Origin of the sequence: Longitalea luteola, assembly GCF_017356035.1 — a bacterium.
In the GTDB taxonomy this organism is placed as follows: Bacteria; Bacteroidota; Bacteroidia; order Chitinophagales; family Chitinophagaceae; genus Niastella; species Niastella luteola.
On record NZ_JAFIQX010000015.1, the window covers coordinates 130054 to 156352 of the forward strand.

Genomic DNA, 26299 nt, shown 5'->3' on the forward strand with positions numbered 1-26299 from the left:
AGTATCTTTACGGAATTGGAGTAACATCAATTTTCCGAATAAAGAATATGGGATTAATAGCTTCCCTGCCAGAGATAGAAAAGCAGAAAGAAAGCGTGTTCGTAATGCACGAAAAAAGCGAAAAACTGATCCCGCTGCATAAACATTCCAAAGGACAATTGAGCTATGTGGAAGGCGGCATTGCCTATATCACCTGTGAGAACCGCACTTATGTAGTACCGGCAAAACATTATTTCTGGATACCAAAGGGCCTTGAGCATATTCTGCGGATCGGCTATTCTGCCACTGTGCTGCGCTCCCTCTACTTCTATGCCCATGACGACGCCTCTAACCCTTTCTACACTAAGCTGGGCATCTATCCCGCCACTGAGCTGTTGATCCAGATGATCAATTATACCGAGCGATGGGATGGCAGGCATGTAAGCCGGAAGGATGAGAATTTTGAGTTTCTGGTAGCCCTGAAGAATATTCTGCCACAGTTCAACAATAAGGCACTGCCTATTATTTTGCCTACTACCGATAATGAGCAGATGCAACGGATCATTAAATACCTCGAGAAAAATATCGCGGAACGCCTTACCGTAAAAAGCGTAAGCAGTCATTTCAATATCAGCGAGCGAACCCTGTCGCGTTTGTTTCAGTCAAACATCCAGATGACCTTTCTGCAATATCTTAAAACCATCAGAATGGTAAAAGCCATTGAAATACTCGTGAAAACGCAGCGCCCGATCGGTGAAATAGCTTATGAAGTAGGTTATGTTACCCTGAGTTCATTCAGTGATGCCTTCCAGGAGTTCACGCATGCGCGGCCTTCCGATTTCCGGCGGTACTAATCAATACATCTGCCATTCCCCATTACGGGGAACTACGATCATGGCCAAAGGCAGGCAGCAATTTTGCTAAAAATAAGCCATGACTACATTAAGTACACAGGGGAATAAAGAAGCGCTCGATTTTTACCGGGAAGCCCTTCAGCTGCTGGAGGAATGTAAAGCCCGGTATATGCTCGGGGGCGCTTTTGCGATCTTTCATCATACAGGTATCTACAGAGATACAAAGGACCTGGATGTATTTTGTCCGGCCAGCGAGTACCCAAAGATCCTGAAATTTTTCGGCTCAAAAGGATATCGTACAGAGCTCACAGATATCCGCTGGCTCGCCAAAGTTTTTAAAGGAGACTATTTTCTCGATATCATTTTCGATACTGCCAATAACATCTGCCGCGTTGATGATGAATGGCTGCAACATGCGCACCAGGCGGATTTCCTGGGTTATCATATTAACATATTATCGCCGGTAGACCTGGTGTGGTGTAAGTTGTATGTCCAAAACCGCGAAAGATACGATGCTGCTGATATCAACCACCTGTTGCTGAAACAGGGAAAAAATTTCGACTGGAAAAGACTCTCCCGCAAAATGGACCAGCACTGGCACCTTTTACTGATGCAGCTCCTCTCCTTCCAGTTTGTTTACCCATCAGAGTTCCATGAGATAATTCCCAAATGGCTTTTTGATGAACTGCTCACAAGAGCAGCAGAACAGTATGATCTACCCGCGCCCATGGAAAGAGTATGCAGAGGCCCCGTGATCGATCAAACGCAATACGAGATCGACATTAAGGATTGGGGCTATAAAACGTGCACCATTAAAACTGTTTAATTATGACCAGTGAAAACAAAACACGCGTTGCCGCTATTGCCGATCTTCACATTCGTGATACGGACAAAGGCAAATGGGTCGATTTCTTTAACGACGTGTCGAAGCATGCAGATGTGCTTGCTATTTGTGGCGACCTCACCGATACGGGCGATGAATCGGAAGCACATATCCTGGTAGAAGAATTGAAAGCCTGTACGATCCCCGTGGTTGGCGTGCTCGGAAACCATGACCATGAAAAAAGCCGCCATAAGCTGATCAGGCAGATCGTACAGAACCATCCCAATGTACATATCCTCGATGGTGAAGCGGTGGTAGTTGCCGGTATTGGCTTTGCAGGGGTGAAAGGCTTTGGCGGCGGTTTCGATAATCATATGCTGTCGATGTTTGGCGAAGGCGCTATGAAATCTTTTGTTCAGGAAGCCGTAGAAGAAGCTTTGCACCTCGACCGCGCATTGGCACGCCTCGACCAGGAGCACAACAACATTAAAAAAATAGCCCTGCTGCATTATTCACCCGTTCAGGAAACTGTTAAGGGCGAACCCGAGCAGATATTCCCGTTTTTAGGATCCTCCAGGCTTGCCGAGCCATTATCGCGGCGCAATGTAGAAGTAGTTTTCCATGGGCATGCACATATAGGGGTGCTGGAAGGGAACATCGGTGGTAAAGTGAAAGTCTTTAATGTAGCCCGCCATGTTCTGAAAAAATCGGGCTATGAGCATCCTTATTTCCTGTATGAGATCTGAGGCACTGCACGAATGGCTGAACCTGGTATATTTGCCCATGAGGAAGACCGTAACATGTACTTTGTTGCTGGCAAGCCTGTGCATGGCTCAACGAACAGCGCTTGCCCAATTCAGTGATACCGTTAATTATTACATTAATTTTTCGGGAACAGGTAATTTGAACAGAACGAATACCGGTACCACTTACCTGCTTAATAATTCGCTTCGGTTCCAGGCAGATAAAAAGAAATTTTCCATCAACAGTATGGCCAGTCATGTTTATGGCCGCAACCCTGCCTTAAAAACAAATGACGATGTGCTGGCTATACTTAATCTCGATATCCTGAAGGGCGTACAAAAATTTTATTACTGGGGACTTACCGGCTTTGAGAAAAGTTTTTCCTTAAAGGTCGACAGCCGGTTCCAGGCCGGCGCAGGAGTGGGATACTCTTTTATAAACAGTGAAAAAACGAACCTGGAAATAAGCGACGGCTTTCTTTTTGAAACGGCCGATCTGAGTGTACCCGACAAAAACGGGCGAACCAGCTACCAGACCGTTCGTAACTCCCTGCGCCTGAAATACCGTTTCATAATCAAAGATATTGTCACCATCGACGGGGTAAACTTTTTTCAGCCTGCTTTGTCAGAAGCGGGAGATTATATCCTGAAACTGAATACCAGTGTTTCGCTCAAGCTGTACAAATGGCTGAACTTCACCACTGCATTTAATTACAACAGGCAGAACATTACATCAACAGAGAATTTATTACTGAGTTATGGGCTGATGCTGGAAAGGTACTTTTAGCCCGGCCCATAACTCAGTATTGATCATCCATTAAAAGATCTTTTCAAATTGCCGCGCCAGGTCACCTTCAATAGGAGCCAGCCGCCTGAATGCCCTGGGATATTTATCAACAATATCTTTGTCACTGGTACAATACGTATTTACATGGGAATCGTAAAAATGGAGTAAGGCCCAGTATTCGCTGCAAAACTTATTGAACTGTTCCTGCGGCATCTGGCTCACCAAATGAATAAATTCTTCTTTTTTATAACTTCCCCTGAGATCACAGGATTGAAAAATTCTCCACCCTTCCATACGCCCTCCTTTTGTTTTTATTTAAAAAATAAATAAAAATATTATGCCATAGGGGCCATAATTTTCAATGTTTTATCAATAATTCCACAGGCTTGAAAATTGCATTTTCTGGTTAAGGGACCTTTAAATTTTTGGCTATGGATACCAAAAAGAAAAACCCGGAAAAATTAACCGGAGAGGCTGAAAAGGCGGCTGAAAAGGACGCCGGCAACAAGCATGATATCCCCGGGAAAACAGCAACTTCCGATTCTGACATGGAACCGGAAGAAATTGTCAGCAGCAAGGCTGACACCGATGTGCCAATGGATGGCCAGGTGAACAACGATGCTGTTTTGCGGGGTGAACCACATGCCGAGGACAAAACCATTAACGGGCCTTCGGAAGAGAAAAGCTAAAGAGAGAGCCATCTCCAATGTGAATGCTGTGAATGCTGGACAAAAGTACAAACCGATGGCCAGGATAGTATATTATATGCATGCCATGATTTGCAAAGGACAGGAAAGCAATGATAAGCCTGTCGGCAAACAACCTTTTTCCTCCTCAAAGGCGCTCTTTTACAGAAGCCGACGGTCCGGCATTTTATCAGTTGCAGGAATCCTGGATCTTTACCAGGCGTATCATATTATCCTTCAATTACCGTTTTGGCAAAGTAAAGCCCGGCGATCCTGGCAAGACCAGGGGTGGCAACGTGAAATAAGTGATTTGTCCACCAAATGCCGTGAAAAATAGGATAATTCGGGCATGGAGATGGGTAATTTTGTGATGTAATCAGAGCAGGATGAAAAGCAACATACCCATCTGGCAATTAAAAGAAAATATATCCGGCGTTCGTATCGAACGAATTAACGACGCCTTTATATCAGCACTCATAAACGACGTCAGTAAATTACATCGTAATGATCATTACATCTGCCTGTTCCTGATCTCGGGCAAGGTGGAACTGATAGTCGATTTCAAAGAAGTGCAAATTACCGGGCAGAAGCTTGCTTTTCTTATACCGGGACAGATCCAGCGTGTGGTTAAGTTTAATAATAAAAGCAAAGGTTGGATATTATTCCTGGACAATAAACTGGTAGAGGAACACGCAAGATCAATGATCGAGGATTCCCTGCATAAGGGACCGCTGTTATTATTATCCAAATCACACCTGGACTGGTTTACCCGGTATTTTGAGCTGCTGTTTCAAACCTACAATGATCATTCATTTGGCAGTCTTCATAAATCAGCGGTCAATACATTTACAACGCCCTGTATTTATAAAATAGCCGCCGCCTTTCAGTCAACTACGGAATTCGTATCAGGAAAACACTCCCAACGAAGCATCGAGCTTACCATAAATTTTAAACGGCTGGTCAGAAAGAATTACCGGCAATTGAAGAAGCCGAGTGAATATGCGGGTTTGATGAGCTTCACTACCAGCTACCTGAATGACACAATAAAATCGGTGACGGGTTTTACCGCCTCTTATTTCATTCAGCAGGAAATGCTTAGAGAAGCGCAACGACTGCTCTGCTATACCGACCTCAGCCAAAAGGAGATCTCTACTTACCTGGGTTATGACGACCCCAAATATTTCAACCGGATCTTCACCAAACTGGCTGATGTTTCGCCTGGCCGCTTCAGGCATAATTTCAAAACACTTCAAACCTAAGTTCCTACTAACAACAACGCCCAGGCACATTCACCGCGGTTGAAACCCGGGGCAGGCTATCTATTGTCTCGAACGGAAAATATTGAAAACAGCTACTTATAAAATTATGAGACTAGTCAACGTGAAAAATATATGGAAGGCTGGCATTTATCTACTGCTCTTCGAAGTAACGGCAGCCAGCCTAAAAGGGCAGACCGAAGCAGGTTTATCGCTTACCCTTTCCTTACAGGAAGCCATCCGTCATGCAAAAGCATCAAACCAATTGGTAAAAGTGATGAACACGGAAGAAAGCGCTACACGATCAGATGTGGAAGATGCGAAGATGGGCGTATTTCCACGCATTCACAGTAATGCCGCTTACCAGCGGTATACCAAAGTAACTTTATACGAAGATGTACTGGGCGATTCGCGCAGGATACGGAAACCACCGAATGCGAATGCCGGCGCTTTGGGCGTGGAAGCCGCATTCAATTTGTATGCAGGCGGCCGGCAGAAAGCAGTGATCAGGGACCTGGAACATAAAAATGAACTGGCCTGCTTGAATACGAAAGAACAGGAAGCAGCCATTGGATTACAGGTGGCGCTTCAATACCTGGACATGGTGAAGTTTTATTTTCAGGATCACTTAATAAAAGACCAGGTAACGAGAGCGGAAACGCGTTCAAAAAACATCAACGCTTTTTATGCGAATGGCAAAGTAACCAAAAGCGATGTACTAAGGGCCGATGTGCTACTGTCCAACGTTCTGTTACATGAAACCGCCAATCGGAACGATTACCGTATCAGCAATCAAAAATTAAATACGCTGCTGAACCTGGACGAGCATACAACGATCATCCCGGCCGACACCACTTCATTGCTGCTGGCCGACAGCCTGGAAGTGGAAAGTTTGCTGAAAGATCATTCTGGCGCCTGGTCTGTTGTAAAAGCACGCAAACATATCGAGCTGCAGGAAAACCGAACAAAGCTGGCCCGATCATTCAATCTCCCCACAGCAACCTTGTTCGGCGGATATGGATTCAATTATCCAAACACCCTTGTATTTCCGCCGGTGCCGCAAACATTTGCGGTAGGTGTTGTTGGCGTGAGATTCACCTACGAAATATCATCGCTATATCAGAATAAGAACAAGATCAGATCTTCACGCCTGAGAGAAACAGCACTGAAAGAACAGAAAGACTGGCTGGAAGACAATGTGCAACAGGAGGCCAGGGCATTGGCCATAAAATATTATGAAGCGGTCAACCGCATGCATGTCATCAAAAAATCCATAGAGCAGACTGAAACAAATTATAATATCCAAAACACAAAATATTTGAATCAACTCACCCTGTTGACCGACCTCCTGGAAGCCGATAACCTGTACCATGAATCCAGGTTCAATTATATCCAGGCGAATATCGCCGCCCTGTCAATTTATTATCGCTTACTTTTTACACTCGGAAAACTTTAAAGCATAAAAACATGGAAAATAAAAAGAAACCCAAACGTGGTTTTATGAACTGGCTTACCGTGGGAATAGCCCTGGTGGTCATCGTTATCGCGCTCATTTATTTTATAAAATATATCATCTATACAAAGTATTATGAAGATACGAATGATGCACAGGTAGAGTCTTTTATCAATCCGGTTTCTGCCAGGGCCGGCGGTTTTATAAAGAAGGTGTTGTTTGAAGAGCACCAGCAGGTAAAGCAGGGCGATACCCTGGTGATCCTGGACGACCGGGAGTATGTTCAGAAAGTAAAGGAAGCCGAATCCATGCTCGAAGACACCAGGGCGCAACAGCAAATACTCGACGCTGCTATCCGATCCGTTAAAACAGCTACGTTGATTAACCGCGACCAGATCAATTCGGCCAAAGCAAGACTCTGGCAGCAGGAACAGGATGTAAAAAGATTCACTAACCTGCTGAAAGCGGATGCCGTTACATTAGCCGATTTTGAACAGGTGCAAACAAGATATGAAGTTTCCAAAAGTGATTACAATGCCGCCATTAATAGTTTAAAGACCGGTGACAGCAAAGTGCAGGAATTACAAGCTAAATACAACTCGCTGTTTGCCGCCCGTAAACGTGCAGCGGCATTGCTCGATCTGGCCAAACTCAACCTGGGCTATACGGTGATCACTTCGCCTTACAATGGTTTTACCGGAAGAAAGACCATTCTGGAAGGCCAGCAGGTACAGGCAGGACAACCACTGGTATCCGTTGTAAATACCAATGACAAATGGGTTATCGCCAACTTTAAAGAAACACAGGTGAACGGCATGTATGCAGGACAGCCTGTACAAATTGAAGCAGATGCGATCCCCGGAAAAACATATTCCGGAAAAATTGAAGCCATATCCGCTTCTACCGGCTCAAAATTTTCGTTGCTGCCTGCTGATAATTCAACCGGCAACTTTGTAAAGATCATTCAACGTGTTCCCGTTAAAATAATTTTCGATAAGGGCGACCTGTCAGCACTCAAAGCGGGAATGAATGTAAAAGTTACCGTAAAAACAGCTAAAAAGTAGAAAACATGCTGCCTACCATTTACTTTAATGACCGCCTCAGCCGGTACCCGGGTCTTGTGCGGGTTTTGCTGATCGTTATATTGTTTGCGGCGATTTCCCAATTTGCTTCTTTTGGTTTTATTCAGGCGCATGTATTGTCATTCTATGGCGCACAACCGGAAGATATTTCTTTTGCCTTACAGATCCCTTATGCAGGGATCATCACCACGTTGCCCGTACAGTTCCGGCTGGTAAGATACTTCAATACCCGCTCTTATCTGTTAACAGCCTTTCTTGCCGGGATACTGTTAAATATGATCAGCGCATACATACACGACCTCGTTTTGTTCTCGATATTGCGCTTTCTGACTGGTGTAGTTACCTGTATCATTGCAGGCTGTATGCTCATGGCAATTTTCTCCACCCTTGCTGCATCCAAAAGAATGCTGGTAGGCGTTTCTCTATTTTTTTCGCTGATCCTTACCTGCGGGCTCATCATTGGTATAGGCGCATCCCGGGTGGTGCTGCAAACAGACTGGACGGCATTATTCTATGCACTGATCGGCCTGCAAGTAGTGGCTATTCTGCTCTGCCTCTTTATCTTCAATACCAGGACTGCTGTAAGGCCTTACCCTTTATATCAAATAGACTGGACCGGGTGTATCTTATTTATGTTCGGCGCGGCCGGCATCGCATTTGTAATGATCTATGGACCGAAACGTTACTGGATGGACGATCCTGCCATCCGGTTTACCGCAATAACAGCTATCACGCTCCTGGCGCTTTTCCTGATCAGGCAAACAGCGCTCAAAAGGCCATTGATCGACCTGCGCGTTTTCAGATCAGGCAAATTTATATTTGCCATTGTGCTCATGGTGCTGTTCTGGGGCATCAAGGATACCATAAACCTGGTCTATGGTTATTCAGCCGGCGTACTCGGCTGGAGCGCAGCAGACATAGTAAATGCAGGACTGTACAATATAGCAGGCGTAATAATAGCAACATTCATTGCCGTAAAACTTATTCAGGCAAACAAACAAAATCTGCCAAAACTGTTATTAGCCGGGTTTGCAGTTTTGTTCTTTTACCATTTATGGGTATACCTGTACCTTACACCCGACCTGTCGGTCAACGAACTGAGGATCCCTGTGTTCCTGCAGGGATTTGGCTGCGGATTACTATTTGTTCCCTTAACTGTCTTCTGTATGGCAGCAGCGCCTCCCAACACCGGATTGACCGGAATAATTATCTGCACGTATGCCCGCTTTATTGCAGTGCTCAACTCTATAGCCGGCTTCTATATGCTTCAACTGAATTATAACCAACAGTTCAAATTGGGTTTCCTGGCCAGGCTGATCCCGGGCAATGACCTTCTTTTGCAAAGACTGGAGCTTTACAAAGGCCTGCTTGTATCAAAGGGATACACGGCGGATGCAGCTACCGGTATTTCGAATATGCTGATTGCGAGATCATCCGGCATTCAAAGCCAGTTATTGACATTCAGGGCTATTTTCCTCCTGGCTGCCTTATTGATGGCTATTATTGTCATCGTACTCCTGATATTTGCGATAATTAATCTGTTTAAGGCGGCCGATACGACCAACGCCCCCACCGCTCCATAATGAATTTAATCATGAAACCACCTGACGAAAATCAGTCGATGGCGAATGACCATACTTTATTTTGCGCCTGACTTAAGATTTAATTAAATAATGAACACAGGAAGCAAGATAAGTCCGTTTTCATTTGTTTCGGACATCGTAACCAATGATTATCGAACGGCCGAGGTATTCCGGAAATATGGTATTGAATATTGCTGCGGCGGCAAATGGCCGCTGAAAATGGTCTGCGAGTCGAAGAACCTCGATCTTGCAGCGGTGGTAAAAGAACTGGAGCAATCAACGCAAACGATCTCCATCCCGTATACCATACCGTTTGAAACATGGGACATTGATTTTCTCATTGATTACATTATCAATATTCACCATGTCTATTTGAAAAAAGCCCTGCCTGATACAAAAGAGCAGTTAGCAAAATTTGCGAATGGCCACCGCAGAAAATATCCTGAACTTACCGCATTGGAGGTGGTATTTAATGATCTTTTAACTGACATGCTGCCTCATATGGTACATGAAGAAGAGATCATTTTTCCTTATATCCGGCAAATTGCCCATGCGTATGACCATAAAGAATCGTATGCAGGCCTGCTGGTTCGCACCCTGCGTAAGCCGGTTGAAACGGTAATGCACCACGAGCACGAATCGATCCATAAAATACTCAGGGCAATGAGACAGCTGACCGGTCAATACACCCCGCCACCTGACGCCTGCACCAATCACAGGGTAATGTATTTCAAATTACTCGAAATAGAGAACGATCTCCGGCAGCATATACACCTGGAGAATAACATTCTTTTTCCCCGGGCCATTGATATGGAAAAGAAGCTCCTTCAGTACTAGTACCGCTGCCGGGTCATCATTTTTTTGTATGTTCGCTCTATTGAGTAACTTAAAGCGTTATAGACGCCAATTACCATGAATATCGATGCCACGCATCTTACTTCCTTATTTGAGCATGCTACAGAAGGTATAATTCTTACCAATGGAGAAGGGAAGATCATACTTATTAATCCCGCTGCGCAAAGGACATTTGGCTATACGGAGAACGAGATCATCGGCAGCCTCATAGAAGTATTGATCCCCGAACGGTTCAGCAAACACCACAAGGAATTGAGGGCCGGTTTTTACGAGCAGCCCCAGCACCGGGTAATGGGCCATGGCCGCGACCTGTACGGAAGGCGAAAAGATGGCATGGAAATTCCCGTGGAAGTAAGCCTCAGTTTTTACAAACGGGACGAAGAACTGTTTGTGATCGCATTTATCGTTGATATCACCCACCGCAAAAAGATCGAGGAGAGTATCCAGACGCAACAAAAGCAGCTGGAGCAGATGACAACCGATATGCGGAAGCTGAATGCCGAGCTGGAGAGCAAGGTAGAGGAAAGGACCATGATCCTGAAAGAAGCATTGCAGGAACTGGAAAAATCACAGCGCAGTTTGAGTGAAGCCCTTGATAAAGAAAAAGAGCTGAATGAAATAAAGTCGCGCTTTGTTTCCATGGCGTCCCATGAATTCCGGACACCCCTGAGTACGGTGCTGTCATCAGCAGCCCTGGCATCGAAATACACGCAACCGGAAGACCAGGATAAAAGAGAACGGCATCTCAAGCGAATAAAAGATGCGGTGAAACACCTCAACGATCTGTTGGAAGACTTTCTTTCGCTGGGAAAACTGGAAGAAGGCAAGGTACAGGTGACAACTGAACAAATAGACCTGAAAGAGTTCCTCGAAGAAGTGACGGAGGAAATGAAAACGATCATAAAGAAAGACCAGCAAATTCATGTTACCTGCCAGAGCGAAGGATTGTTTGTGACAGATAAAAAATTATTAAAGAACATCCTGATCAACCTGCTCAGCAACGCTATTAAATTTTCGGGGGAAGGATCATCTGTTTGGGTAAACGCCGATCTTAAAAACAGCAAACTCAGCTTACTGGTAAAAGATGAAGGCATTGGCATTTCAGAAGACGACCAGCAACATATGTTTGTGAGCTTTTTCAGAGGAAGGAACGCTACCAATATCCAGGGTACCGGCCTGGGATTACATATCGTACATCGTTATGTAGGTTTGCTGCAGGGGAAGATCAGCCTCGAAAGTAAACTGGATAAAGGAACCACCATTACCATTGAACTACCTGCACTGGAGCAGCATCAATAAAACAGCTAACAGCAGTATGAAAACGATATTAGTCATTGACGATAACACGGAGATCAGGGAAAATACAGCTGAAATATTAAGCCTGGCCGGATATACCACCTTTACGGCGGAAAACGGTAAAAAGGGCGTAGAAGCAGCGGTGAAACAAAAACCCGACCTCATTGTGTGTGACATAATGATGCCCGAGCTGGATGGCTATGGTGTATTACACCTGTTGAAAAAGAATCCAGACACGGAACATATTCCTTTCATCTTTCTCACGGCAAAAGCCGAACGCCGGGATTTCAGGAAAGGAATGGAAATGGGCGCTGATGATTATATCAGTAAACCATTTGACGATATTGAGCTGCTGAATGCTATCGAAATAAGGTTGAAGAAGGTCGATATTATAAAAATGCAGTACCCTTCAGGAGAGAAAGGCGCCAATGATCTGATGAAAGACCTGAAAGGCAGTGGATTTTTGCCGCTTGACCCTGACCAATATGAAAGCGAGCAATTAAACAAAAAAATGATCCTGTACAATGAGGGAAAACGGCCCAAATACCTGTACCATGTTAAACAAGGTAAAATAAAAACGTTCAAGGTGAACGAAGACGGCAAGGAGTATATTACTAATTTATACAGCGCCGGCGATTATATAGGCCATGTAACTTTACTGGAAGACATTAATTACGATGATACAGCCGAAGTACTGGAAGAGGCACAAGTCATTTCCATTCCCAAAGATCATTTTTTACAGGCGGTATACAGCGACATGAATATCGCCACCAAGTTTATAAAACTGATCTCCCGCGATGTAAAGGAAAAAGAAGAGAGGTTACTGAACCTGGCTTATGATTCCCTGCGCAAACGCGTGGCCAGGGCCCTAATAGATATTTACCAGAAGTTCAACATACAGGATCAGGAGCAGCAACACCTTGATATTTCACGCGAGGATATCGCGCAGTATGTAGGTACGGCTACGGAGTCGCTCATTCGCACCCTGAGCGATTTTAAATCGGAAAAATTAATAGAGATCAAGGATAGCAAAATAAGAATAACCCAGCCCGACAAACTTAAGAACTTATTGTATTGATGCTCGCCCCGGCGCATACCTGACGGAAGTCAGTTATCTTATTGAGGCGTATCAGCTGTACAGCAAACCATGGCTGCTATTTTAGCACTTCGAAAATACCAGTCATGCATTCCACCCACCCCAATATCGGTGAACAACTCACCTGTTTCCATTGTGGCGAAACCTGTATCACCGCCATTACCGTAACTGATAAACATTTTTGCTGTGAAGGCTGTAAAATGGTATATCAATTATTGAACAAAAGTGGGTTGTGTGATTATTATACCCTGAATGAGAATCCCGGTTTAAACCAGCGGATACCGGTGCGCAAAGACAAATTCGCCTTCCTGGAAGATGCGGCCATTCAGCGGCAACTGATCTCTTTCAACAATGATGAACAAACGCATATCACCTTTTACCTGCCCCAGATCCATTGCAGTTCCTGCCTCTACCTCCTGGAAAACCTGCACCGTTTGCAGCCGGCCATCATCAGTGCCACGGTGAATTTCACCCGTAAAGAGGTCAGCCTTGTTTTCGATCACAAGGCCATTTCACTGCAAAGAATTGCAGAACTGTTAACCAGCATTGGCTACGAACCTTATATCAGCTTACAGGACCTGCAAAACCATAAACCAGGCGTTAAAAAGGCCCTTATCTGTCAATTGGGGATAGCCGGATTTTGCTTCGCCAATATTATGTTATTGAGTTTTCCCGAATACCTGGGCCTGGAGGCAGCCGACCTGCAATTGCTGGGCATCTTCCGTTGGCTGAATGTATTACTGGCCCTTCCCGTTTTCTTTTACAGCGCTTATCCCTTCTATGAAAGCGGCTGGAAAGGACTGCGGCATAAATTCCTGAATATCGATGCGCCGATAGCACTTGCCATCATCGTTACCTTTTCGCGCAGCCTGTATGAAGTGATCAGCGGCACGGGCCCCGGCTATTTTGATTCCATGACAGGCATTGTTTTTTTTATGCTTACGGGCCGCGTATTACAGGATAAGACCTACCAGCAATTGTCATTCGACCGGGACTTCACCTCCTATTTCCCGGTGGCGGCCACCCTGGTGAAAGATGGAAAGGAAACACCCATTTCCCTGGCCGACATTAAAGCCGGCGACACCTTGTTGATCCACAGCCAAGAACTGATACCGGCCGACGGCATTTGCACCCGCGGTAAAGCGTGTATAGATTACAGTTTCGTGACGGGCGAATCGTTGCCCGTTAATAAAGACATGGGCGAAATGGTGTATGCCGGTGGTAAACAAACCGGCGGCGCCATTGAAATACTCGTCATAAAAGAAGTGGCGCAAAGCTACCTCACCCGCTTATGGTCAGCCGATGCCTTTAAAAAGAAGAAAGCACCCCAAAATGGTTCCTTCGTTCACCTGCTGAGCCGGTACTTCACCTTACTATTATTTATCATCGCCGCTATAGCAGCCGCCTATTGGCTGTTTACAGACAGCACCAGAGTATGGAACGTAATAACGGCAGTATTGATCGTGGCTTGTCCGTGTGCGCTGTTGCTCTCGAATACTTTCACAAATGGAAATATCCTGCGGTTATTGGGCCGCAATAAACTGTATTTACGCAATGCCCAAACCATTGAAGCTATCGCCGGCATTACGCATATCGTATTTGATAAAACGGGCACACTGACCGCCTCGAACCAGCATGATATTGTTTATGAAGGTTTGACATTAAGCGGGCACCAGCAAAACGCCGTGGCCAGCCTGGCGGCGCAATCGAACCATCCATTGAGTAAAGCGCTGGCAACCTGGCTGGCAAATACAAAACGCCTGCCCGTTTCAGCATTCCGCGAAATTGCGGGCCAGGGCATTGAAGGTTCGGTGGGTGAAGTCCGGATCTCGCTGGGTTCCAAACAATTTATTATGGGTATAACCGGAGAAGAAAACAAGACCACCGAGGTCTTTGTAGCCATCGATGACAAAGTGTACGGCCATTTTTCCATCCACAATCACTACCGGGAATCAGTAACCCCATTGATGCGATCCTTACTGGCAAAATACAAACTGTCTGTTCTTTCGGGTGATAACGCCCATGAACAGGATACGCTCCAACGTTTAATGGGTAAACAGGCAACGCTGTTGTTCCATCAGCAACCTGCTGACAAATTACAATACATAAAGGATCTTCAGGAGAAAGGAGAACAGGTAATGATGATCGGCGACGGATTGAATGATGCCGGCGCCCTGAAACAAAGCCATGTGGGCATTGCCATCACCGACAACTGCAACAATTTTACGCCGGCCAGTGATGCTATCATGGATGCCCGTCAACTGGTGCATTTACATACATTCATCCGGCTGTGCAAGATCAATAAACAAATAGTGATCGCCAGTTTTATATTATCTATCGCCTATAATATCGTAGGGCTCAGCTTTGCCGTGCAGGGCCTGCTATCACCGCTTGTAGCGGCCATCCTGATGCCGGCCAGTTCACTTAGTATTTTACTGGTAACGTTTGGCGCCAGTAATGTGGCAGCCCGCCTGTTTCGCTTATAAGATCAGGTGCGCCACACTTCCCTTATCGTTAGGTGTGCCACACTTCTCTGATCGACGCCAGGGTAAGAGTGGCTCACCTCCCCGCATGATTAAAATCAGTCCCTCCTTTGAGTCATATCATTAAACAGCGGGCGATGCACAAATACTTTTGCCCTGTTAAAAATCAACCGTCTTTATGAGTGCTATTGTCCTTCTTTTGATCGCGAGTATATCAGTAGCCGCTATTTTCCTGGGCGCTTTTATCTGGAGTGTGCGCAATGGCCAGTTTGATGATGATTTTTCTCCGCCACAGCGCATCCTGTTCGATAACCCACCGCCAAAGACAACGACCGATAAATAACTACCCTGTTTAACCTTTTCAAATCAGAATTCCAATATGCAAGTAGAGCAGTTTCATTATGACAATAAGATCGTAAAACAGTTCGCATTCGCCACGGCCCTGTGGGGTATCGTGGGAATGATAGCTGGTTTATGGGTGGCTATACAATTTTATGCGCCCGGTGCCGCGCTGAATTTTGCCCCCACTACCTTTGGCCGCTTACGGCCGGTGCATACCAATGCGGTGATCTTTGCCTTTGTGGGCAACTGTATTTTCACCGGTGTTTATTATTCGTTGCAGCGGTTATGTAAGGCCAGGATGTTCAGCGACAAACTAAGCAGGCTTCATTTCTGGGGCTGGCAAGGTATTATCATTGCCGGTGCACTCACCCTGTTACTGGGTTATACCACCGGTAAAGAATATGCTGAGCTGGAATGGCCCATTGATATTGCCATTACCCTCATTTGGGTAGTGTTTGGCATTAATATGTTCGGCACCATCATCAAAAGAAGGGAGCGCCATCTGTATGTGGCCATCTGGTTCTACATAGCCACCTGGGTGACCGTAGCGCTGCTGCATATTGTAAACTCATTTGAAATACCCGTAAGCTTCCTTAAAAGTTACAGCTGGTATGCCGGCGTTCAGGATGCCCTGGTGCAATGGTGGTATGGACATAATGCGGTTGCATTTTTCCTTACCACACCGATCCTGGGCCTGATGTATTATTTTCTGCCGAAAGCGGCCAACCGCCCGGTATATTCGTACAGGCTTTCTATTATCCACTTCTGGGCATTGATCTTTATTTATATCTGGGCTGGTCCGCACCACCTGTTGTACACGGCGCTGCCCGATTGGGCACAATCGCTCGGCACTGTTTTCTCTATCATGCTGCTGGCCCCCAGCTGGGGCGGTATGTTGAACGGCCTGTTCACCCTGCGCGGCGCCTGGGATAAAGTACGCGAAGAACCCGTACTGAAATTTTTTGTAGTGGCTGTTACCTGTTATGGCATGGCCACTTTTGAGGGCCCCATGATGTCATTGAAAAATGTAAACGCCATTTCCCACTTCACCGACTGGACGATCGCTCACGTGCATATTGGTGGTTTAGGCTGGAACGGGTTTATGGCCTTTGGTATGCTGTACTGGCTCATTCCACGCATGTGGGGCACTCCGCTGTATTCAAAAAAGCTCGCCACCAACCACTTCTGGCTGGGCACCATCGGTATTGTGATATATGCAGTACCGTTATACTGGGCCGGATTTACACAGGCGCAAATGTGGAAAACATTCACCGAGGAAGGCCAGCTGAAATTCCAGTTCCTTGAAACGGTTACCCATATTATCCCCATGTATGTTACCCGTAGTGTTGGCGGCGCCTTATACCTGCTGGGGGCATTTATTATGGTGTACAACCTGTATAAAACGGTGGCGAAAGGTAAGTTCATTGCCAATGAAGCAGCAGAAGCGGCGCCGTTGGAAACACATCACAGCACCGGCCGCGAGCACTGGCACCGGTGGATCGAGAAAAAACCAATGACCTTGCTGGTCTTCAGTTTGATCGTTGTAGCGATCGGTGGCGCTATTGAAATGATACCCACTTTCCTGGTGAAAAGCAATGTTCCTACCATAACCAGCGTACAACCGTATACCCCGCTTGAACTGCATGGCCGCGATATTTATGTGCGTGAAGGCTGTTATACCTGCCACTCGCAAATGATCCGCCCCTTCCGCGATGAAGTGGCCCGTTATGGCGAATATTCCAAAGCCGGTGAGTTTGTATATGACCACCCATTTCAGTGGGGCTCCAAAAGAACAGGGCCCGATCTGGCGCGCGAAGGAGGCAAATATCCCGACAGCTGGCATTACAACCATATGATGGACCCACGCATTATGTCGCCCGGATCGATCATGCCTTCATACGGCTGGCTGCTGGATAATAAAATTGATACCGCTTCAACCCCTGCCAGGATCAGGGCCATGCAAAAACTGGGTGTGCCCTACCCCGCAGGTTACGACCAGGTAGCTAATAAAAACCTGCTTATACAGGCCAATAGCATTCGCCTGAACCTTAAAATGGATAAAATTGAAACGCCCAAAGATGCAGAGATCGTAGCGCTGATCGCTTATCTGCAGCGGCTGGGAAAAGACATAAAAGGAACCGCTAAAAATTAAACACCATGAAGTTCATTCATTACCTGGAAAAGATCACCGGTGTAAGCATTTACCCACTGATATCGTTTACCTTATTTGGCCTGTTCTTCCTCGTTATGCTGGTCTGGGTGATCAAAGCCGATAAGAAACTGATCTATGACATCAGCCGTATTCCTTTAGACTAAACAAAGCCTAAATACTCTGTATATGCCCGAATCAACTATATATGATCCCTTCGTTGTTACCATGATCATTATTATGCTTATACTTTTGTTGATCATTGGCTTACTGGCCCATGTGGTAACAGGTGCTGCCGGTTATTATTACCAGCAGCAAAAAGAAAGCGCCCAACAAAAAGAAAAAGCGCAAGAAAAGAACGGCAACGCCACTGCCATCACAACTACCATTATTTTACTGTTGTTTGCTGCGCCGCTCTTTGCGCAGGACAGCCAGACAGCAGGCGCCATAACACAAACAGGTAATGCCTATGGCGGCTTATCGGCCACTGCCTTTTATTGTATGGCCGGCGTTATTGCCATTGAGCTGCTGGTTGTATTTATGCTGTTGCATTATCTGCGGGTCTTCCTTTCCAAAGAAAGATCACCGGAAGCGGCAGCGGCCAAAGCGGCTGTTGCACAAAAACGGCGGGTAAACATCTGGAATAAAATGAACAAATTCCGCCCCGTTGAGCAGGAAGCCGAGATCACCATGGTGCATGAATACGACGGCATCCGCGAACTGGATAACCGCCTGCCGCCATGGTGGCTGTACGGGTTTTATGTGTCCATCTTCTTTGCAGTCATTTACCTGTGGCGTTACCACGTTTCGCATACTGCTCCTTTAAGCGGACAGGAACTGGAAATAGCGATGGCCGAGGCCGAACAACAAAAAGCCGAGTACCTGAAAAAGTCAGCCAATAATGTAGATGAAAATACTGTTCAGCTGCTGACAGCGGCCAATGAAATTTCGAGTGGAGAAAAATTATTCATCCAGAACTGTGCTGCCTGCCACGGAAAAGCAGGCGAAGGGATCGTTGGTCCTAACTTGACCGATGATTACTGGTTACATGGCGGCAGTTTATCTGCTATTTTCAAAAGCATAAAATACGGCTGGCCCGAAAAAGGCATGCGCAGCTGGAAAGACGATCTGTCGCCTGTGCAAATCGCCCAGGTTACCAGCTATATCAAATCGATACATGGCACCAATCCGCCCAATGCCAAAGCACAACAGGGTGAATTGTATAAAGAAGAAGCTGCCAACGACGCTAAAACTGATTCTCTTGCCAATAAAGTAGCATTGTCCACTCCAAAATAGATCACTCATTGGAACCTGAAATACATAGCGCCCCGGTTTCAACTGACAAGGCATCGACGTTCCGCGACCGCATCGCTACCGTCGATGCTTCAGGGAAACGCAAATGGATCTTTGCGCAGCAACCAAAGGGGAAATGGTATTCGGCCCGCACCTATATAAGCTGGTTCTTTTTTACCCTGTTCTTTTCATTGCCGTTTATATATGTGCATGGCCGGCCCTTATTTTTATTTGATGTAACAAAGGCCCGCTTCATCCTTTTCGGGAAAGTGTTCTGGCCGCAGGATTTCTTCATTTTCGGCCTGGCCATGATCGCCTTTATTGTGTTCATTGTGCTGTTCACCGCCGCTTTTGGCCGGCTGTTCTGTGGCTGGGTTTGTCCGCAAACCATCTTCATGGAAATGTTCTTTCGCAAGATCGAATACTTCATCGAAGGCAGCGCTGCTGAACAAAGATTACTGGCCAAAGCACCCTGGACCGGCAGGAAAATATTCAAAAAAGCAGGCAAACATGCGCTGTTCTTCCTGTTTTCCTTTATCATTGCCAATACTTTCCTTGCATACATCATCGGCGTTAAAGCACTGGGCAAAATAATAACCGAACCGGTAACTGAACATATCGGCGGGTTGTTTTCGATCCTGATCTTTTCGGGGATCTTTTATGCGGTATATGCTTTCTTCCGAGAACAGGCGTGTACGGTCGTTTGTCCATACGGCCGCCTGCAGGGTGTGCTGCTCGATCGAAATTCCATGATCGTAGCCTATGATCATAAACGCGGTGAGCCGCGGAGTAAGTTCACTAAAAAAGAGCTGCAGCACAAAGGCGATTGTATCGATTGCATGCAGTGTGTAAAGGTTTGTCCAACCGGCATTGACATTCGCAATGGCACACAGATGGAATGCGTTGGCTGCACCGCCTGTATCGACGCCTGTGATGCTGTTATGGAAAAGATCAATAAACCACTGGGCTTGATCCGCTATGCATCTGAGAACGGGATCGAGAGCCGGGAACCATTGAAGTACACCGGCCGAATGAAATTGTACAGCGGGCTGCTGGCTATCCTGCTTATTATTCTGTGCTTCCTGTTATATACCAGGAAAGACGTAGATGCTACCATTATACGCACGCCGGGCATGTTGTATCAGCAACGGGGAACCGACAGTATCTCGAACCTGTATAATATTAAAGTGGCTAATAAGACCATTGAAAAGGTCCCGTTGCAATTGAAGCTGGAAGGCATACCCGGCAGGATCGAGATCATCGGAGAACAGCCTGCCATCACTGTAAAAGAAGAAGGCCAGGGCGCCGGCACCTTCTTCGTAGTATTACCGGCGAATAGTATCCATTCGAGAAAATTACCAATCAATATCGGATTATACAACGGCGATGAACGGATTGATGAGATCAGGACCAATTTCCTGGGACCGGTTGCTGATTGATAGTAGACCACCATTCACCATTCACATTAAATAACAAACTATGACCTTCAACTGGGGACATAAACTAACACTCGGATTTCTGGCTTTCGCCGGTATGATCGTTTATATGGTCATTCAAAGTATGCAAACGCATTACGACCTGGTATCGAAAGAATATTACAAGGATGAATTGCAGTACCAGCAGGTGATCGACGGCGCGTACCGGGCCAATCAACTGAGCACCCGTACTAGTATAACCCGTACAAACGACCAGCTGATTATTCAATTGCCCGGCGAAATGCAGCAACAGGCGGTAACAGGCAGTATATTATTTTACTGTGCCGACGATTCAAAGAAGGATAAAATAATAGCCTTGCAGGTTAATGAGCAGGCCATACAGGTAATAAACAGCCGGTCTTTCATTCCCGGGCGTTATACAGCCAGGGTAAAGTGGCAGGCCAATGGTACATCGTATTACACAGAGGTACCGGTAACCATTCAATAACCAGGTAATATCAATATTCTATGTGGCAGGCAGCAATGGCAGGTTTGTTACTCGGGCTGGTAAGCAGTTTCCATTGTGTGGGCATGTGTGGTCCCCTGGCCCTGGCATTACCCGTGCATCGATTGCAGCGAACACAACAGGTAATAGCGGTGATCTTGTATAACACTGGCCGGGTGATCACTTATGCAGCCCTGGGTGCTCTATTTGGCTGGCTGGGCCGGCGCATTTATATTGCCGGCTTTCAGCAATGGTTCTCTATTGCCATGGGCGTTATCATATTATTGCTTGCTTTCTTTTATTATTACCAGCAAAGGCCATTCAGCCCCGGCTGGCTGCGAAACTTTCATAGCAGTATACAAAACGGTATGGGCCGGTTATTGCTATCACCACGTTTACCGCATTATCTACTGCTGGGTATGGCCAACGGCTTACTGCCTTGCGGAATGGTATACCTGGCCATTGCCGGTACATTGAGCACAGGCAGTATGGGCGAAAGCGTGTTGTTCATGACATTCTTTGGAGCAGGCACTTTACCCGCGATGCTGATCCTGTCTTTCCTGGGTTTTCGAATAAAGCTATCGCTGCGCCAGCAGTTCAAAAAAGCAGTGCCCTTTATAATCGCCGGAATGGCCGTATTACTTATTTTAAGAGGATTGAACCTGGGCATTCCATTTGTGAGCCCGGTAATGGCCCGATCACCACAACCGGTTATCTCCTGCCACTGAGCTATCTCTTACAATTCCTTCTTATCAACGTCCTGATAGCCCCATTCTTCGTTATCGTTTAAGTCAGCCCCCGAATACTTTCCGTATTTCATTATAGTAATAGCCATCCAGATCACTAAAAATGGCGAAAAGAAAAACATAACAGCCGTTATGTTTTTCGATGCGCCTAATTGGAATAAGAGAGTATATAGTAGCAGATAGATGGTAACAACACTGGTTGCAAAAACCGGACTTTTCAACATAACCAACAGATTATGTTATTAAGTTACGAAAAATACAAAACCTGTTAAATCGCCTTGCTGAATAATTGCTGCCGGCTGTTAACCTCGTGTAAGTAGAGATCAAAAGCACTGCAAACATTCCTGATAAAATAATGACCCTGTACAGTAAGTTTTACGGACAGGTGGTTCCATTCTATCAATCCGTCATTTTCCAGTGCAGTCAGTTTTGGGAAGACGAGTGCTTCCAGCACAGGCAGGTCGGCGTTGTTGAACCAGGTCTCGCCTTTGCAGCTGATATCGAGGATATATTTTCTGAAAGAAATATCCTGTTCACTTAAAAAGTATCCTTTGTGAACAGCCAGCCGGCCTGCATTCACATATTCATAATATTCGTGCAGGGTTTTTGTGTTCTGGGCAAAGGCATTACCCGTGTCGCTGATAGACGATACGCCCAGGCCCAGCAGCAGCCCTGTATTTTGCGTGGTATAGCCCATGAAATTCCGGTGCAGGCGGCCGGCTTTCCAGGCTATATACAGATCATCGGAAGGAAGTGCAAAATGATCCATGCCAATGTCGGCATACCCGTTTTTGATCAGCAATTCTTTTCCTTTTATATACAGCTGGAGTTTTGTTTCCGCATCAGGCAGATGCGATTCATCGAACAGCCGCTGGGCCTTGCTTGTCCAGGGAACATGGGCATAACTGTAAAATGCAATGCGGTCGGGTTGTAGCTCCAGGACTTTGTTGATGGTCCTTTCAATGCTTTCAGCGGTTTGTAACGGCAGACCATAGATCAGGTCAAAATTCACTGACCGGAATCCGGCAGTTCTCGCATTGTCGGTAGCCGCCTTCAGGTTCTCAAAAGGCTGGATCCTGTTAATGATCTGTTGTACGGCAGGATCAAGGTCCTGCACGCCATAACTGATGCGCCTGAAACCAGTGGAGTGCAACATTTTCAGATGCTGCGTAGTCGTATTATTAGGGTGTCCTTCTACACTAAGATCATGGCGGGCATGGATAAGGGTATTTTTCAACAGAAATTTCATCAACCGCTCCAGGCTGCCCGGTGAAAAGAAGGTCGGTGTGCCCCCGCCCAAATGAACTTCCCGGATGAGCGGTGTTTGTTTCATTAATTTCCGATACAGCATCCATTCCTTTTCCAATGCCTCCAAATAAGCGCCTTCCACACTATGATTCGTGGTGATCTTTTTATTACACCCACAGTAAGTACACAGCGATTCACAGAACGGGAGGTGAATGTACAGGGAGATCCCGTTGATATGATTCAACTCATTGAACCGGGTTGTAAAATTGGTTGTCCATTCATCAGCGTTCAGCCGCTCTTTCCAGAACGGAACCGTTGGATAGCTCGTGTACCTTGGTACCGGCTGATTATATTTCTTGACTAATAAAGAATTGACAGTTTCCCTTTCCATATAGCGAAACTAGCAGTTGCCGCTATTTTTACAGATGACCTAAATCATGCTATTAAGTGATATCGCCCTGTGTTTGCAGACAACGGGTAGCCTAACAAACCGTACAACAAGTGTTCATTTTCGAACAGCTTACATTATCAGCCAATACATAAGATCTTACTATTTAATCGTTTATTAGTATGGCAGTTTTATTGCACCTGTAACTGGCATTACGGCAAGCCAAATACTACATCCATGATCAAAAATTATCTTACTGTCGCATTCAGGAATTTGTTTCGCTCAAAGGTATATTCACTCATAAACATTTTTGGACTCGCTATTGGTATGGCGGCCGGCTTCTTTATTTTTCAGTATGTGTATTTTGAGAGCAGTTATGACAAGTTCCATACAAATGCTGACCGGCTGTACCGGATAAATATGTCCTATTCAGGCAGCTTTGCCCACCTGGGTGCAACGGCTGCTACGCATCCCGCGGTGGCGCCTGCCATGAAAGCCGAATTTCCTGAAGTAGTTGACTATGTTCGTTTGGTGCCGCCCAATGTTTTTCTGAAAACAGCTGTAGTATCATATACCGATGAAGACGGACAAACCAAACGGTTCAATGAATCGGATTTTTATTTTGCGGAAAATTCCTTTTTCAATGTATTCTCTTTTCCACTGCTTGTCGGTGACGCTGCAACTGCCCTGCAAAAGCCCGGATCTATTGTTCTCACAGCAACAATGGCGAAAAAATATTTCGGCAATGCCGATCCGGTGGGTAAAACAATTCAGATCAATACAGAGCCATTAGTCGTTACTGCTGTTTGTAAAGATGTACCGGAGAATTCGCATATTAAATTCAGTATGCTCATTGCGCTGGATAAAAATTTTGAACCGGGTAACTGGGCCTGGCCAGAGTTCTATAATTATGTATTACTGACGCCGGGTGCTGATGTACGTAAACTGGAAGCTCAATTACCGGCTTTTATCAACAGGCATATGGAAGCTGTTATGAAGGAGTTCGATTTCAGGTCCTATTTCCATCTTCAGCCTTTAGCGGATATACATTTGAATGATCATTACCGGATGGAACCTGAACCACCTGGTAATAAAAGGACTGTTTATTTCTTGTCGGTATTAGGCGTTTTTATCCTCATCATAGCCTGGATCAATTACATTAATTTGACTACCGCCAAATCGATGGAACGGGCGCGCGAGGTAGGATTGCGTAAAGTAGCAGGCGCAAGCCGCTGGCAGGTAGCCCGGCAGTTCCTGCTGGAAGCTTTTATTATCAACAGTATTGCTTTGCTGGTAGCCATTCTCCTGGTGCTCGCATGCACGCCACTGTTCGATAGCTTTATAGGTAAAAAGATCAGCAACACTTTTGTATCATCAGGCATCTGGCATAGTTGGCAGTTTGTACTCATCTTTTGTGCCGTATTTATAACCGGCGCATTACAAACCGGCGTGTACCCGGCGTTTATATTATCAGCGTTCAAACCGGCGTTGGTGCTGAAAGGCAAATTCACCCGCTCCAATAGGGGCATCCTGTTACGTAAAGGCCTGGTGGCTTTTCAATTTGCATTGTCTATTTTACTCATAGCCGGCACCATGATCGTATTCAGACAGCTGATGTATATGCGTAACCAGCACCTCGGATATAATAAGGACCAGGTATTGATCGTGAAAGCGCCTGCCGTGTTTGATTCCACTTTCATTAGCAAAACCTATACGTTCAGAAACGAGTTGTTAAAGAATCCGGCAGTCCTGAATATGGCGCCTTCTTCTGACATCCCTGGCCGAAGAATATTTGACCGGAACAGCGTGAGAAAAGCAGGCGAGGAAAAGAACCTTCGCTTTGTGCCTTTCCTGGTAGAAATTGATCAGCATTTTCTGCCTACCTATCAAATGCAACTGGCTTGTGGCAGCAATCTGCCAGAAAGGGCGGCCGTCGATATGTTCAAGACCAGGAAAACCAAGGTACTGATCAACGAGGAAACAGTTAAAAAACTGGGATTTGCGAGTAACGAAGCGGCCCTGAATAAAACCATTTATATTACTACTTGGGCCGGCGAAATTGAAAGTGAAGTGACCGGCGTCGTGAAGAATTATCACCAGCGATCGTTGAAAGATGGTTATGATCCTATCATTTATTATCTGAATGGCTTCGGCCAGTGGGGGTATTTTTCCATCAATATGCGAACGACTCACCTGTCGAAAAACCTCGCAGACATAGAGGAATTGTATCATAAATTGTTTCCGGGCAATGCGTTTGAGCGTTTTTTCCTGAATGAATTCTTTAACCGTCAATACAAAGCAGATGAACAGCTGGGCAATATCATCGGGTTATTTACAATACTTGCCATATTTATTGCCTGCCTTGGCTTAACGGGCCTGGCTACTTATGCCATCAAACTGCGGACAAAAGAAATTGGCATCCGCAAAGTGCTGGGCGCTTCGGCGCAGGGTATCGTCTATTTATTTTACCGTGATTTTATCAAACTGGTTTGTCTGGCAGCAGTGATCGCTATTCCGATCGTGTATTACCTGGCCAGTAAATGGCTGGAGAATTTTGCTTTTCATATTCAACCCGGCTGGCTTGTTTTTATAGCGGCGCCAATGTTGTTGCTGTTCGTAGCATTCGTCACGATTGGTGTGCAAAGTGTGCGGGCGGCTCTGGATAACCCGGTGAATAGCTTGCGTAACGATTGATAGGGCGATCGGAGCAACTTAAAAAACTAAAGGCTCACATCGCTGTGAACCTTTCTGTTTCTTTGCTCTCCTTCGCTGAGCTTCGGTGAGCGCTGTGGGAGTTGACGGGGTCGAACCGCCGACCCTCCCGACTTGCAGTCGGGATGCATTAAACCAACTGAGCGATCCTACTACACCCGGTAATTCTTTGAAAGGAATAAAAAAGGCTCACATCGCTGTGAACCTTTCTGTTTCTTTGCTCTCTTTCGGTGAGCGCTGTGGGAGTTGACGGGGTCGAACCGCCGACCCTCCCGACTTGCAGTCGGGATGATCTAAACCAGTAGAGCTAAACTCGCCGTTACCTTATGGTTCACATTGTGTGCGTAATAAGATCATTCAATAAAAAAAGGCTCACATCGCTGTGAACCTTTCTGTTTCTTTGCTCTCTTTCGGTGAGCGCTGTGGGAGTTGACGGGGTCGAACCGCCGACCCTCCCGACTCGCAGTCGGGATGATCTAAACCAGTAGAGCTAAACTCGCCGTTACCTTATGGTTCACATTGTGT

The 26299-nt window shown here is 45.9% G+C and carries 24 protein-coding genes and 2 tRNA genes; 22 read left to right on the forward strand and 4 right to left on the reverse strand.

Annotated features, from left to right (window positions below; all coding sequences use genetic code 11):
• Positions 1-47 precede the first annotated feature (47 nt).
• The 4 genes from JUB15_RS26400 (at position 48) to JUB15_RS26415 (ending at position 3186) form a co-directional block, all read left to right on the forward strand.
• Positions 48-833, forward strand: coding sequence for a helix-turn-helix domain-containing protein (locus tag JUB15_RS26400; protein WP_207515664.1), 786 nt, complete (start codon positions 48-50; stop codon positions 831-833).
• 79 nt (positions 834-912) lie between these two features.
• Positions 913-1659 carry a nucleotidyltransferase gene (locus JUB15_RS26405; RefSeq protein WP_207515665.1) on the forward strand — a complete coding sequence of 249 codons (747 nt, stop codon included), beginning with the start codon at positions 913-915 and terminating at the stop codon, positions 1657-1659.
• Between the two features lie 2 nt (positions 1660-1661).
• A complete protein-coding gene (locus JUB15_RS26410; RefSeq protein WP_207515666.1) occupies positions 1662-2402 on the forward strand; it encodes a metallophosphoesterase family protein in 741 nt (246 codons plus the stop codon).
• On the forward strand, positions 2371-3186 hold the full coding sequence (locus JUB15_RS26415) for a DUF481 domain-containing protein (RefSeq protein ID WP_207515667.1): 816 nt from the start codon (positions 2371-2373) through the stop codon (positions 3184-3186). The genes JUB15_RS26410 and JUB15_RS26415 overlap by 32 nt, the downstream gene beginning before the upstream one ends.
• Positions 3187-3216: 30 nt before the next feature.
• Here JUB15_RS26415 and JUB15_RS26420 read toward each other — a convergent pair whose 3' ends face one another.
• Entirely contained in the window at positions 3217-3480 is a 264-nt protein-coding gene (locus tag JUB15_RS26420) for a hypothetical protein (RefSeq protein ID WP_207515668.1), read from the reverse strand.
• Positions 3481-3617: 137 nt separating this feature from the next.
• Here JUB15_RS26420 and JUB15_RS26425 point away from each other — a divergent pair, with 137 nt between their 5' ends.
• The 17 genes from JUB15_RS26425 to JUB15_RS26505 all read left to right on the forward strand — a co-directional run bounded on the left by JUB15_RS26425 (position 3618) and on the right by JUB15_RS26505 (position 21408).
• Positions 3618-3875, forward strand: a complete 258-nt coding sequence (locus JUB15_RS26425) for a hypothetical protein (protein ID WP_207515669.1) — start codon at positions 3618-3620, stop codon at positions 3873-3875.
• 110 nt (positions 3876-3985) lie between these two features.
• Positions 3986-4177, forward strand: coding sequence for a hypothetical protein (locus tag JUB15_RS26430; RefSeq protein WP_207515670.1), 192 nt, complete (start codon positions 3986-3988; stop codon positions 4175-4177).
• Positions 4178-4258: 81 nt separating this feature from the next.
• Positions 4259-5131: a helix-turn-helix domain-containing protein gene (locus JUB15_RS26435; protein ID WP_207515671.1), complete on the forward strand. Its 873-nt coding sequence runs from the start codon at positions 4259-4261 to the stop codon at positions 5129-5131.
• A 106-nt stretch (positions 5132-5237) separates the two neighbouring features.
• Entirely contained in the window at positions 5238-6584 is a 1347-nt protein-coding gene (locus JUB15_RS26440; RefSeq protein ID WP_207515672.1) for a TolC family protein, read from the forward strand.
• 11 nt (positions 6585-6595) lie between these two features.
• Positions 6596-7645 carry an HlyD family secretion protein gene (locus tag JUB15_RS26445; RefSeq protein ID WP_207515673.1) on the forward strand — a complete coding sequence of 350 codons (1050 nt, stop codon included), beginning with the start codon at positions 6596-6598 and terminating at the stop codon, positions 7643-7645.
• 5 nt (positions 7646-7650) lie between these two features.
• A complete protein-coding gene (locus tag JUB15_RS26450) occupies positions 7651-9246 on the forward strand; it encodes an MFS transporter (protein ID WP_207515674.1) in 1596 nt (531 codons plus the stop codon).
• A 90-nt stretch (positions 9247-9336) separates the two neighbouring features.
• Positions 9337-10083, forward strand: coding sequence for a DUF542 domain-containing protein (locus JUB15_RS26455; RefSeq protein ID WP_207515675.1), 747 nt, complete (start codon positions 9337-9339; stop codon positions 10081-10083).
• A gap of 75 nt (positions 10084-10158) precedes the next feature.
• Positions 10159-11400 (forward strand): sensor histidine kinase, encoded by a 1242-nt coding sequence (locus tag JUB15_RS26460; RefSeq protein WP_207515676.1) that lies wholly within the window; start codon positions 10159-10161, stop codon positions 11398-11400.
• 16 nt (positions 11401-11416) lie between these two features.
• Complete coding sequence (locus JUB15_RS26465) at positions 11417-12475, forward strand: response regulator (RefSeq protein ID WP_207515677.1); 1059 nt, start codon at positions 11417-11419, stop codon at positions 12473-12475.
• A 104-nt stretch (positions 12476-12579) separates the two neighbouring features.
• Positions 12580-14979: a heavy metal translocating P-type ATPase gene (locus tag JUB15_RS26470; protein ID WP_207515678.1), complete on the forward strand. Its 2400-nt coding sequence runs from the start codon at positions 12580-12582 to the stop codon at positions 14977-14979.
• 175 nt (positions 14980-15154) lie between these two features.
• Positions 15155-15319, forward strand: coding sequence for a cbb3-type cytochrome oxidase assembly protein CcoS (gene ccoS, locus JUB15_RS26475; protein WP_207515679.1), 165 nt, complete (start codon positions 15155-15157; stop codon positions 15317-15319).
• Positions 15320-15355: 36 nt separating this feature from the next.
• Positions 15356-17470: a cytochrome-c oxidase, cbb3-type subunit I gene (ccoN, locus tag JUB15_RS26480; RefSeq protein ID WP_207515680.1), complete on the forward strand. Its 2115-nt coding sequence runs from the start codon at positions 15356-15358 to the stop codon at positions 17468-17470.
• A 5-nt stretch (positions 17471-17475) separates the two neighbouring features.
• Positions 17476-17634 carry a CcoQ/FixQ family Cbb3-type cytochrome c oxidase assembly chaperone gene (locus JUB15_RS26485; protein ID WP_207515681.1) on the forward strand — a complete coding sequence of 53 codons (159 nt, stop codon included), beginning with the start codon at positions 17476-17478 and terminating at the stop codon, positions 17632-17634.
• A gap of 22 nt (positions 17635-17656) precedes the next feature.
• The gene (locus JUB15_RS26490; protein ID WP_207515682.1) at positions 17657-18763 is read left to right on the forward strand and encodes a cbb3-type cytochrome c oxidase N-terminal domain-containing protein; all 1107 of its coding nucleotides are present in this window, start codon (positions 17657-17659) and stop codon (positions 18761-18763) included.
• Between the two features lie 8 nt (positions 18764-18771).
• Complete coding sequence (gene ccoG, locus JUB15_RS26495) at positions 18772-20199, forward strand: cytochrome c oxidase accessory protein CcoG (protein WP_242696528.1); 1428 nt, start codon at positions 18772-18774, stop codon at positions 20197-20199.
• Positions 20200-20239: 40 nt separating this feature from the next.
• A complete protein-coding gene (locus JUB15_RS26500; RefSeq protein WP_207515683.1) occupies positions 20240-20683 on the forward strand; it encodes a FixH family protein in 444 nt (147 codons plus the stop codon).
• 20 nt (positions 20684-20703) lie between these two features.
• The gene (locus tag JUB15_RS26505) at positions 20704-21408 is read left to right on the forward strand and encodes a sulfite exporter TauE/SafE family protein (RefSeq protein ID WP_207515684.1); all 705 of its coding nucleotides are present in this window, start codon (positions 20704-20706) and stop codon (positions 21406-21408) included.
• A gap of 286 nt (positions 21409-21694) precedes the next feature.
• Here JUB15_RS26505 and hemN read toward each other — a convergent pair whose 3' ends face one another.
• Entirely contained in the window at positions 21695-23065 is a 1371-nt protein-coding gene (gene hemN / locus JUB15_RS26510; protein ID WP_207515685.1) for an oxygen-independent coproporphyrinogen III oxidase, read from the reverse strand.
• A gap of 234 nt (positions 23066-23299) precedes the next feature.
• Between hemN and JUB15_RS26515 the strand changes: the two genes are divergently transcribed.
• Positions 23300-25756, forward strand: a complete 2457-nt coding sequence (locus tag JUB15_RS26515) for an ABC transporter permease (RefSeq protein WP_207515686.1) — start codon at positions 23300-23302, stop codon at positions 25754-25756.
• 258 nt (positions 25757-26014) lie between these two features.
• Here the strand turns inward: JUB15_RS26515 and JUB15_RS26520 are convergent.
• Both JUB15_RS26520 and JUB15_RS26525 read right to left on the reverse strand, forming a co-directional pair.
• Positions 26015-26092: transfer RNA gene (locus JUB15_RS26520), tRNA-Cys, on the reverse strand.
• 105 nt (positions 26093-26197) lie between these two features.
• Positions 26198-26275 (reverse strand) — tRNA-Arg (locus tag JUB15_RS26525).
• Positions 26276-26299 lie beyond the last annotated feature (24 nt).

Coding starts and splice junctions, on each gene's coding strand:
- JUB15_RS26415 (WP_207515667.1), top strand. CDS start 2,371: ATGAGCATCCTTATTTCCTGTATGAGATCTGAGGCACTGCACGAATGG.
- JUB15_RS26440 (WP_207515672.1), top strand. CDS start 5,238: ATGAGACTAGTCAACGTGAAAAATATATGGAAGGCTGGCATTTATCTA.
- JUB15_RS26405 (WP_207515665.1), top strand. CDS start 913: ATGACTACATTAAGTACACAGGGGAATAAAGAAGCGCTCGATTTTTAC.
- JUB15_RS26435 (WP_207515671.1), top strand. CDS start 4,259: ATGAAAAGCAACATACCCATCTGGCAATTAAAAGAAAATATATCCGGC.
- JUB15_RS26430 (WP_207515670.1), top strand. CDS start 3,986: ATGATAAGCCTGTCGGCAAACAACCTTTTTCCTCCTCAAAGGCGCTCT.
- JUB15_RS26445 (WP_207515673.1), top strand. CDS start 6,596: ATGGAAAATAAAAAGAAACCCAAACGTGGTTTTATGAACTGGCTTACC.
- JUB15_RS26465 (WP_207515677.1), top strand. CDS start 11,417: ATGAAAACGATATTAGTCATTGACGATAACACGGAGATCAGGGAAAAT.
- JUB15_RS26500 (WP_207515683.1), top strand. CDS start 20,240: ATGACCTTCAACTGGGGACATAAACTAACACTCGGATTTCTGGCTTTC.
- JUB15_RS26505 (WP_207515684.1), top strand. CDS start 20,704: ATGTGGCAGGCAGCAATGGCAGGTTTGTTACTCGGGCTGGTAAGCAGT.
- JUB15_RS26460 (WP_207515676.1), top strand. CDS start 10,159: ATGAATATCGATGCCACGCATCTTACTTCCTTATTTGAGCATGCTACA.
- JUB15_RS26490 (WP_207515682.1), top strand. CDS start 17,657: ATGCCCGAATCAACTATATATGATCCCTTCGTTGTTACCATGATCATT.
- JUB15_RS26425 (WP_207515669.1), top strand. CDS start 3,618: ATGGATACCAAAAAGAAAAACCCGGAAAAATTAACCGGAGAGGCTGAA.
- JUB15_RS26450 (WP_207515674.1), top strand. CDS start 7,651: ATGCTGCCTACCATTTACTTTAATGACCGCCTCAGCCGGTACCCGGGT.
- JUB15_RS26515 (WP_207515686.1), top strand. CDS start 23,300: ATGATCAAAAATTATCTTACTGTCGCATTCAGGAATTTGTTTCGCTCA.
- JUB15_RS26420 (WP_207515668.1), bottom strand. CDS start 3,480: ATGGAAGGGTGGAGAATTTTTCAATCCTGTGATCTCAGGGGAAGTTAT.
- JUB15_RS26410 (WP_207515666.1), top strand. CDS start 1,662: ATGACCAGTGAAAACAAAACACGCGTTGCCGCTATTGCCGATCTTCAC.
- hemN (WP_207515685.1), bottom strand. CDS start 23,065: ATGGAAAGGGAAACTGTCAATTCTTTATTAGTCAAGAAATATAATCAG.
- JUB15_RS26400 (WP_207515664.1), top strand. CDS start 48: ATGGGATTAATAGCTTCCCTGCCAGAGATAGAAAAGCAGAAAGAAAGC.
- ccoN (WP_207515680.1), top strand. CDS start 15,356: ATGCAAGTAGAGCAGTTTCATTATGACAATAAGATCGTAAAACAGTTC.
- ccoS (WP_207515679.1), top strand. CDS start 15,155: ATGAGTGCTATTGTCCTTCTTTTGATCGCGAGTATATCAGTAGCCGCT.
- JUB15_RS26455 (WP_207515675.1), top strand. CDS start 9,337: ATGAACACAGGAAGCAAGATAAGTCCGTTTTCATTTGTTTCGGACATC.
- JUB15_RS26470 (WP_207515678.1), top strand. CDS start 12,580: ATGCATTCCACCCACCCCAATATCGGTGAACAACTCACCTGTTTCCAT.
- JUB15_RS26485 (WP_207515681.1), top strand. CDS start 17,476: ATGAAGTTCATTCATTACCTGGAAAAGATCACCGGTGTAAGCATTTAC.